An 8,915-nucleotide genomic window follows, 5' to 3' on the forward strand; every position below is an offset into this window, starting at 1 on the left:
AACAGATGTTCGGTTTCTCCAATAATATCACCAAGATTATAGATATCTGCACGGTTTGCCAACATATCTGGAATCTTAAATTTCTCTCCACTTTCCGTATAAGGGTTACCCGCCATAATCACACAGAACTTTTTGCCCCTTAAATCATAGGTTTTAGGTTCATTGTCATAAACCCCTTCTATTTTACGGGTACCATCTGATAAGGAAATAAATTTCTGAAGAAATTCTGGGTTACAGTGTTGAATGTCATCTAGATACAACATAACATTGTTTCCCATTTCAAAAGCCAAATTCAGCTTTTTTAGTTCTTCCCTTGCTGCACTATTATTTGCAGATGCGGGGTCTACATTGGTAACTTCATGACCAATTGCCGGACCGTTAATTTTTACGAATATTAAGCCCAGTCTGTTGGCTATATATTCCATTAACGTGGTTTTTCCGTAACCAGGTGGAGATATTAAAAGCAACATACCCATTCTATCGGTACGTTTATTGGCGCCAACCGTACCTAGCTGTTTTGCCAGGTTATTACCGAAAATGGGGAAATACACTTGGTCGATCAACTTATTACGCACAAAAGAAGTAAGCACCCTAGGTTTAAACTCTTCTAGTTTTAAATCATTTTTAAGTTGCTCCGTTATATCTAGTTTGGTCTTTTTAAATTTTTGAAATGCCGGTACCTCACTGGTTAAGAACAATCTCATTCTAGAAATAAAATCATGGTAATTAAAGATATACGTACCATTGTTTATGGTGGTATGAGAGCCTCTTAATTCTTTAATGGTTTCGTTAGGTGAAACAGATTTAATTTTTGAGGCAGATTCATCTCTGAACAATAAAGCCCCAACAATTTCATGCGTATATCTTTTAAGGTCTATTCCTTGGCTTTGTTTTTCTTTGGTTTTTAAGAATGCGGCCACCCATTGTTTAGCCAAACGAACTTTGTCCTCTAAACTAACAGTATCTTCAATACTCTTTTTAAATTTTAAATCTGCCTGTTGTGATTTTAGGAATTTTATAAAGTCTTCTTCCAATTGTATTGCCACACTGCTGTAAACAAACTCAGAATCAGATTTAAGTTCTTCAAATATATAGGAAGCAATATCTTCACTCAGCAATGAGTCGTAAAGTGCAGTATTTTCTCCAAATTGAGCTACTAAACCCTGTATTTTTTCAACAACAGAAGCATATTCGTTAGATGTTGGAAAGTACTGCAGAACCTCACCTGCTGTTTTTAGACTTTTGTCCAACTCGTTTTTCACCTCTTCATTTAAACTATTCCAGAAAAATTGGGCATATCCTCTTATTTCTGGTCGGTAAGTAAGCAAACCTAACTCATGATGTTTGTGAACCAATAACTTTAATAGTCTTGATGCATCTACATCATGAACACCTTTTACATAACCTTCAGAATAGTCATTTCTACTCTGTTCTTGAACAACCTTCAATAATTCTTCATCATTTAGCGATAGTAATTCATCTTCGCCAAAGTTGGAAAACAATTTATAGGCTAAGTAGGCACCTCTATAGATTTCATCGGTTTCAGATACATACTCTTGGTTCCATAAATGCCTGTTATTTACAAACTCTTCATTATCCAGTTGTTTGTAGAAATCTGTCCCCGTTAAATGATAATTTAGTTCATTGTCATGAAAAACAATGGTTAAATCCAATTGCTGCTTGTTAACACCAAATTTGTGCTTTCCTAACCTAATGACACTGTCGCCATCTTCATAAAGGTCAAGTTTATCCTTTAACTTTCTAAGTGCATCTTCTCGGGCAGTTTTAAGTTGGGTCTCTATCTCTTCAGCCTTGCCACTATCATCTAACTCCTGCAGTTGGGTAATGATGTCGCGAAGCTTATTGATCATTAGGTCCGATGCAAAATACCCGTTGATTTCAACCGCAGTATTAAAACTCTGTGCCTTCTTTTGTACACCTTTTAAAATACGTTTAGAAGCATTGGTCAATGCGCTTGACTTCTTATTTCGTTTTTCAATTAAGGAATTTTTTCGGGCATCAAAAGCAGCATATACCTCTTCTCTTTTTTCAATGATGATTTCAATAAATTCTTCAAAATCCGTGAATTTGCCCTCAAGCTCCTCGAGTTGAATAGATGTTTTGGTTTGATATTCATCGCACTTCTCAGGAGTAGTTGCCATGTCAATATAATTGATGATACTTTGATCAATCAACTTTAATTGTGCGGCAAATTCTGCCTTTGCCTCAGATATGCCCAAAGAATTTCTTTTGTTCTTTAAAGCCGCCTTTAGCTCATTTATCGTGGAAAAAATCAACGATATATCATCTATTATTTTAGTGGAATGTGCAGTATCCTCTATCTCTAAATTTGAAACAATATCAATCAACATTTCAAGATCGGTACTGATTTCATTAATTTCCTCTTCCTTTTTCTTGGCTTCTATTACCTTTTCAACGGTATCTATAAAACTCTTTTTTTCTTCTAGAGCTTTATGGTAAGGTTGTAAGGCATTCGGATTCAATAAAAACTGTACGCAGCGCTCAGATATTTTTTTAGTTTGAGCTTCAATTTCTTCTTCTAATGATTTAAGAAATTCCAGGTCAATATATCTAACCTCTTTTAAGGAAATGACCTCACCCCTGGTGGATCGTAAACGTGTTAAAAGTGCTACGAATTCATCAATACTTTTAAAAGATGTACTCTTAATTTTATTGAATAGTTCCGATGAGTTTTTTTGAATTTCCTTAGACTGATTTTGAGCATTTTTACGAAGCTGTACAACCTTCTCAAATTCATCTATAGCGGCATTGGACGCTTTGTTGATTTCCTCTATAGGAACATTAAGCTGATGCGTTTCCGGTTCTGGCAACCAGTAATATGCATCTATTATATCTTTTGAAAACTTGGCGATATCACTGTAGAGACCCGCATAGTTGTCATTTTTGTTCAATAAGGTAATTAAGCTGTTTACTTCAGCCATTGCCCGCACAATGTCCTTATTGCCAATTTTGTACAACAAAGTATCTTCATGTTGCGATGGCATATAATCACCTTTCAAATAAGGCGTTTGCCAAATTTGAACCACGTGGTGTTTCGTCTGCTCCTGCTCTGTCTTAAAATAGCATAGTTCACCATTTTCTAAAATGGTAAATCCGTTACAAATTATTGGTGTTTTTATAACTTGACTAATGATATTGAAGGACATCAGATTATAGAGTCCTTCATTGGCTGCATAAAATACGTAAAGAAAATCTTCACCGTTAGGCGATACAATGCGTTGCTGAAATTTTACATTTGGTATTGCATTGTCAAAAATGTGATATTCTCCGGTTTGTAAATAATACCCGGTTGGGAAAATGATTCCTTGATCATCGGGAAGAAGAATACAGGCATCTTTTACAGATTCAATTTTCTGTACCTCTTTCATTTTATCGTTAAAAACAAAATAACGAGGCGACTCTTGAAATGGTTTTATTTCTAAAACCAACAAGTTTCCCAAATCTCCAAAACGATACTGACCATCATCTAAAGTCTGGTCTACATACTCAACAGGTTCATCAAAAATACCTTTGCCTTCTTCTGTATTATCTTCAATTTTAATGGTTAGGTCACCACCAATGGTTTCAACAAATACACGATCTTTAATAGAAACATGTGAGTGTACACCATAGCGGTGCATATCCCTACTTGCCTCTTGCCACTTAAATTCTTGCTGAACAGGAAATTTATATTCATGTTCACTTCTGTTGTCAACATATTTTAAAGTGTTGTTGACCAATAACCATTTAAAGGTTTTTATGTCTGTAGGGCTATCGCTTAAACGAAAGACCATATGTAGATAATTACCAATGATGGCAAAATTGGAGAATATCGTATTTCTGTAATACTTGTACAGATTGGTGAAATCTGTTTTAAAAGTATCATCCTCTAAAAGACCAAGGTCTATTGCCTTAAAACTATTGTCCTCAAAATGATAACAACTAAAAACATCTTTAATGTTGATGTCCGTCCTAAGCCCAAAATGAACATTATAACCAAACAGACACGTATTGCCAAAAGAAACAATATCACGTGCAATACAGTTGTTTTCCGTATTGATGCGGTCATTAGCAATAAGCTTGGTCTCCAATGAACCAAAAACTGTTTTTCTGTCGTTGTTAAGGTCAATTAACTTGTTCTGTAACAGCTCTTTTTGCTTCTGTAATCTATTTTTGATAACATCATATGTGCCACCGTCCAATACATGCTCTTCCGTAGTGTCTGTTTGGGTATGCTCTGCCATAAAAATTCTTAGGCTTTATATTACATTATTAATTTAGTTGAAGTAATAAGCTCTGGTGCTAACGCAATTTCTTATCACTCATTCCTAAACCTTTGGCAAGGTTGAATAAATTGCTGAACAAGGTTTGCTCATCATTATCGCTGGACTTGGATTTTAGGTCCATCAATAAATTTGCAATGGTTAAATTCTTAAGATCATCTGAAGAAATACCATATTTATCAGCAAATTCTTTGACTTTTTCCAAAAGGTTGCCCTTTACGTCATCACTACCTAAAATAGCATCTTTTACATCTTGAATGTTGGTACTATTAGCTACGAGCCTGTCATAACCTTTACCTTTGGTAATTTGCCCAATAATCTGGTCAAAGAACATTGTTTCACCACCAACAATATCAATTTTGGCAGCTTTCAATGCATCTCCAATAACTTGTGCTTGAGCATCGGCAATATCTTTCTGGATATTAATTTGAGCCAGGTCAATTTGTAATTCTTTGTCTAAACGCAGCTTGAACTCTTCATGCTCTTTACCAACACCATCTAATTTCTTCATGGCATTCGCTTTTTCTTCTATACCGGCAGCATCTGCTAAGGCTTTCTCTTTAATTACATCTGCTTCCGCTAAACCATCTTTACGTTTTGCTTCCGCTTTAGCTTCAATACCTGCAGCCTCTGCTTTTGCTTTTTTCTCAATGATAAGCGCCTGTACAACACCTTCACGCTCATAGGCATCTGCTTTGGCATGCATTACTTGTGCTTCTGACATACCCACGGTAGCTTCTTCTTTAGCTTGTGCTTCAGCCAAAATCTTACGTGCTTCTGCTTCTTTCTCACTAGCTTCTTTATGTGCTAGGGCTTCAATATTGATTTCCTCCGCTTTTTGCTTAGCTGCTTCTTTTTGAGCCTCGGCCGCTTTGATCGTTTTGATCAAATCTTCTTGTGCATTAGCTTCAGCAATGGTGATCTTAACTTGTTTTTCACGATCTGCAGTCTTGAAAGCTTCAATGTCTTTCATGTTCTCCTGCTCTTCCACTACTCCTTTTTCTAGGGTAACACGATCACGAATAACATCTTGAATATTCTTTTTCTCAACTTCTACTACTTTCTCTTTCTCTATTTGAGCCAGGGTAACAACTCGCTCTCTTTCCGTAGCCTCTAATAAACGGTCTTTTTCAACTCTTTCGGTTTCAACAGCATCTGTACGTTGTTTATTTTTCAACGCTACAATAATTTGTCGCTCCATATTCTCTTCGGCAACCTTTACCTTTTCTTGTGTTGCAATACGTGCGGTTTCAGACTTTAAACGCTCTTCTTCGGCTACTTTTAAAGTTTCTGCTTCTTCGCGAGACTTTATGTTAGAGATTTCTCTTTTTTGTTGCTCCTCTTTTTCCGCTAATTGCTTGTCCAGCTCAAGAATAGCCTCACGAGCTTCAACATCTTGTTTACGGATTATTTTCTCCTCATCGCGCTTAATAAGATTCGCTTTAATGTTTTGTGCAGCGGTTAGATCGGTAATTTTTTTGATACCTTCAGCATCTAAAATATTATCGGCCTTTAAATGGGCAACAGCAGTTTGTTCCAAGTAATCAATGGCACAATCCTCTAAAGTATAGCCGTTTAGGTCAATACCAATAATATCTACAATTTCATCTCTAAACTCCCTACGGGCTTCATACAGTTGAATAAAATCGAATTTTTTACCCACGGTTTTTAAAGCTTCCGAGAATTTGGCTTCAAAAAGTTCTTCAAGCGTCTCTTGTCTAGAGGCTCTTTGTACACCAATAGTCTGTGCTACCTTTTTAATAAGGTCAACCTCATTGTTTACCCTAACAAAGAACGCCACTTTAATATCTGCACGCATATTATCCTTACAGATAAGACCTTCTGTAGCCAGTCTTTCTATTTGAATTTTCTTTACCGAGATATCCATTACCTCTACACGGTGAAAAACAGGAACCACATAAAGACCTTTATCGGTGGCTACCTTTGTGCCACCAAAACCAGTTCTTACCAAGGCTTGACCTTGATGAACCTTTTTGTAGAACATGGCAATAATTGCAAAATAAACGATGATAAGGAAAAGAAGAACTCCTAGACCTATACCAATAATTGAAAAGATGGATTCCATAAATGATTTAAGATTTATTGATTATAAGATTGAACTAAAAAGTGTGTGTGATCCGCAGATCTTTTAATAATAAGTACAGAACTGCCATAGGGCAAAGGTTTACGGTCTAACGATTTTACGTAAATAGAATGACTGTTGCCATCTGCTTTTACTTCTGCATTACCCAGTTTATCTTCACTAATACTAGATAACATAATTGCTTGTCTCCCCAAAAAATCCACTGGGGCGTCACCATCCTTATTCAATTGCTTAAAAAATCCTTTAAACGGGGTGGTAAGAATTTTATTGATAAACAAAGCAGGAATAAGAACCGAAATCATTATGATAAAACCAATGTAGTTTTCATAAGTACCTGTAAGTGTTGTAAGTATGGTAGTAGCAAACCACCAAACGAAAATCCAGAAGGTAAAGGTGAACATGAACGGTAAGCCAACAAAGTTGAAATAAATGAGAAAAATTTGCCACTTTTTTAAGGGTTTACGTTTCTTACCTATAACATCGTCTTTATTGACCTCTGCATTTGAAATGTCCTCAAAATCTAGATTTCCGCCTTCAATACCGGCATCAAAATCTATATCTGCATCTACCTCTATATCTACATCAAGGTCATAATCAAGACCACCGATCATGGTAATGATCCAGTAGACAATTAGAAGTATCAACAGTACGGTCAGCGTAATGTTTACTTCAGAAAATAATATGTCGGTTAGTTGATTCAAATTCTTATTTTTTGGTTTTTGTGAACCCTAATTGTTCTTTTAATTTTTGAAGTTCGTCATCTGCAGCGGCTTCAGTGGTATCTGCAGCTTTATCTAGTTCTTCATCAATAGATTTACTAGCATTGGCAATATCACCATACGCTTCGGCCAAGGCCTCTTCTTGCGCTATTTTTTCTTTCATACGCTCAAGCATAGAAACCGTACCACTACTGTCTAACTCTGCCATTTGCTTATTTAAATTTTTGGTAGCATTACTCACTTTAACACGCGCTTTTAACGTTTTAAGTTCGTTTTCCCAATTATTTATATTCGCCTTTAGCGCTTCAACGTTGCCTTGCATTTGACTTACATTAGCCTCAAACTTTTCAGTTTCTACCTTGGTAGCCTCTAATTGATTCTCATTGCTCTCTTTCTGCATTAGAGCTTCTTTTGCCAGTCTGTCCGCTTCGGCAGCATCCAATTCTTTGCTGTTGGCCTTCTTTAGAATGATAATAGCTTTATCTTGATATTCCTTGGCTTTGTTCTTATAAACGTCTTGATCGTTCTTAGAACGTATAGCAAGTGCTTTTACTTGTGCAAGGGCCTCTAAACTTTTTTCTAAGTCTAATTTCATGTCCCTAATGCCTTGCTCCGTCATCTTAATGGGATCTTCCATTTTGTCAATAGCCGAATTGGTTTCAGCCTCTCCTATTTTAAATAGTCTTTTAAATATATTCATGATTTTATTGTTTTTAATATTTAGAAAATTCAATGATTTTGTCCGAGTATTCACTCATAAGTAAGCTTAATGAATTAAGACTGGCTTCAAACTCGTTCAAATCCATATTCTCAATTTGTAAGGTGTCCCTAAATATGACGCGGTTTGCAGTTTCATCTAAAACAAAAGCGCCGTGAATGATATCTCTATTCTTCTGAAGTAAGCTTTTAAAGATTTTTTCAGATTGATTGTGAACGGAAAATATAAACTGTTCCATAATCAAAATTGGAGGCGATACTCCCAAAATCAAATTTTTTATTCCAGAATCTTCTTTCTCAACAACCATAATTCCGTCTGCCCTATTCTCTTTTACAATATTAAAATTCAGTTCAAGCAGGTAATCTCTGGTTATATTAAAGTGGTTTTTCATTTGTGTTGGTTTTTGTAAGTGGATTCTTAAATTCAATAATACAAAATAATATTGGTGCGTAATCCTAAATTGATAAGAGGAGCGCTAAAATGTAAATAAGTACGACGAACATGATATTGAGTTTTTAAAATTGGTTAGACAAAAATTAATAGCTCAAAATAATAGCAATTCAAATAATTATTGCTAATTTTGTTAGACAAATATAATTAAATATTTATCACTTGCAAATATAATTAGCAAAAAAATGTCGTATTTCGGTAAAAATATTAGGAAAATAAGAAGTTTAAAAAGTCTTAGTCAACAAGCATTTGCAGAGATATTCGACTTAAAAAGAGGTACTTTGGGTGCTTATGAAGAAGGGAGAAGTGAGCCAAAACTAGAAACATTGATAAAAATTGCTAATTATTTTAGCATTCCTATAGATGACTTGCTAACAACCGAATTAACAGTAAATAATTTATTAAAGTTCAAAGGCAATTTAACTGTTGAGCAAGACCTTGGTGAGCAAGAATTCTTTATTAAAGTACCTTGTATTACAGCTGTGAATCAGACCGATTATATAAAGTATTTCAGCAAGAATTCTTACATACAAGATCTCCCTTTTTTATCATTACCTATAAATCCAGATAAAAAATTTAGGGCATACACCGTTCAAAATTTAGAAATGAGCAGAAATGAA

At 35.2% G+C, this 8,915-nt stretch carries 6 protein-coding genes; 1 reads left to right on the plus strand and 5 read right to left on the minus strand.

Features of this window, described 5'->3' with window-relative positions; all coding sequences use genetic code 11:
• The 5 genes from QZ657_RS13075 to QZ657_RS13095 all read right to left on the minus strand — a co-directional run.
• The coding region (locus QZ657_RS13075) for a DNA repair ATPase (RefSeq protein ID WP_291967402.1) at positions 1-4,265 on the minus strand (4,265 nt) is incomplete at its 3' end.
• Between the two features lie 58 nt (positions 4,266-4,323).
• Positions 4,324-6,390 (minus strand): flotillin family protein, encoded by a 2,067-nt coding sequence (locus QZ657_RS13080; protein ID WP_058102734.1) that lies wholly within the window; start codon positions 6,388-6,390, stop codon positions 4,324-4,326.
• Positions 6,391-6,404: 14 nt separating this feature from the next.
• Positions 6,405-7,109, minus strand: a complete 705-nt coding sequence (locus QZ657_RS13085; protein ID WP_291967404.1) for an OB-fold-containig protein — start codon at positions 7,107-7,109, stop codon at positions 6,405-6,407.
• 4 nt (positions 7,110-7,113) lie between these two features.
• Entirely contained in the window at positions 7,114-7,827 is a 714-nt protein-coding gene (locus QZ657_RS13090) for a PspA/IM30 family protein (protein WP_291967405.1), read from the minus strand.
• Between the two features lie 13 nt (positions 7,828-7,840).
• Positions 7,841-8,236 (minus strand): molecular chaperone Tir, encoded by a 396-nt coding sequence (locus QZ657_RS13095; RefSeq protein WP_058102732.1) that lies wholly within the window; start codon positions 8,234-8,236, stop codon positions 7,841-7,843.
• Between the two features lie 244 nt (positions 8,237-8,480).
• On the opposite strand from QZ657_RS13095, the gene QZ657_RS13100 reads away from it, so the two are divergent.
• Positions 8,481-8,915: helix-turn-helix domain-containing protein (locus QZ657_RS13100; protein WP_291967407.1), on the plus strand; the 435-nt coding region annotated here is incomplete at its 3' end.

The sequence above is a fragment of the Maribacter sp. genome (assembly GCA_020629415.1).
In the GTDB taxonomy this organism is placed as follows: Bacteria; Bacteroidota; Bacteroidia; order Flavobacteriales; family Flavobacteriaceae; genus Maribacter; species Maribacter huludaoensis.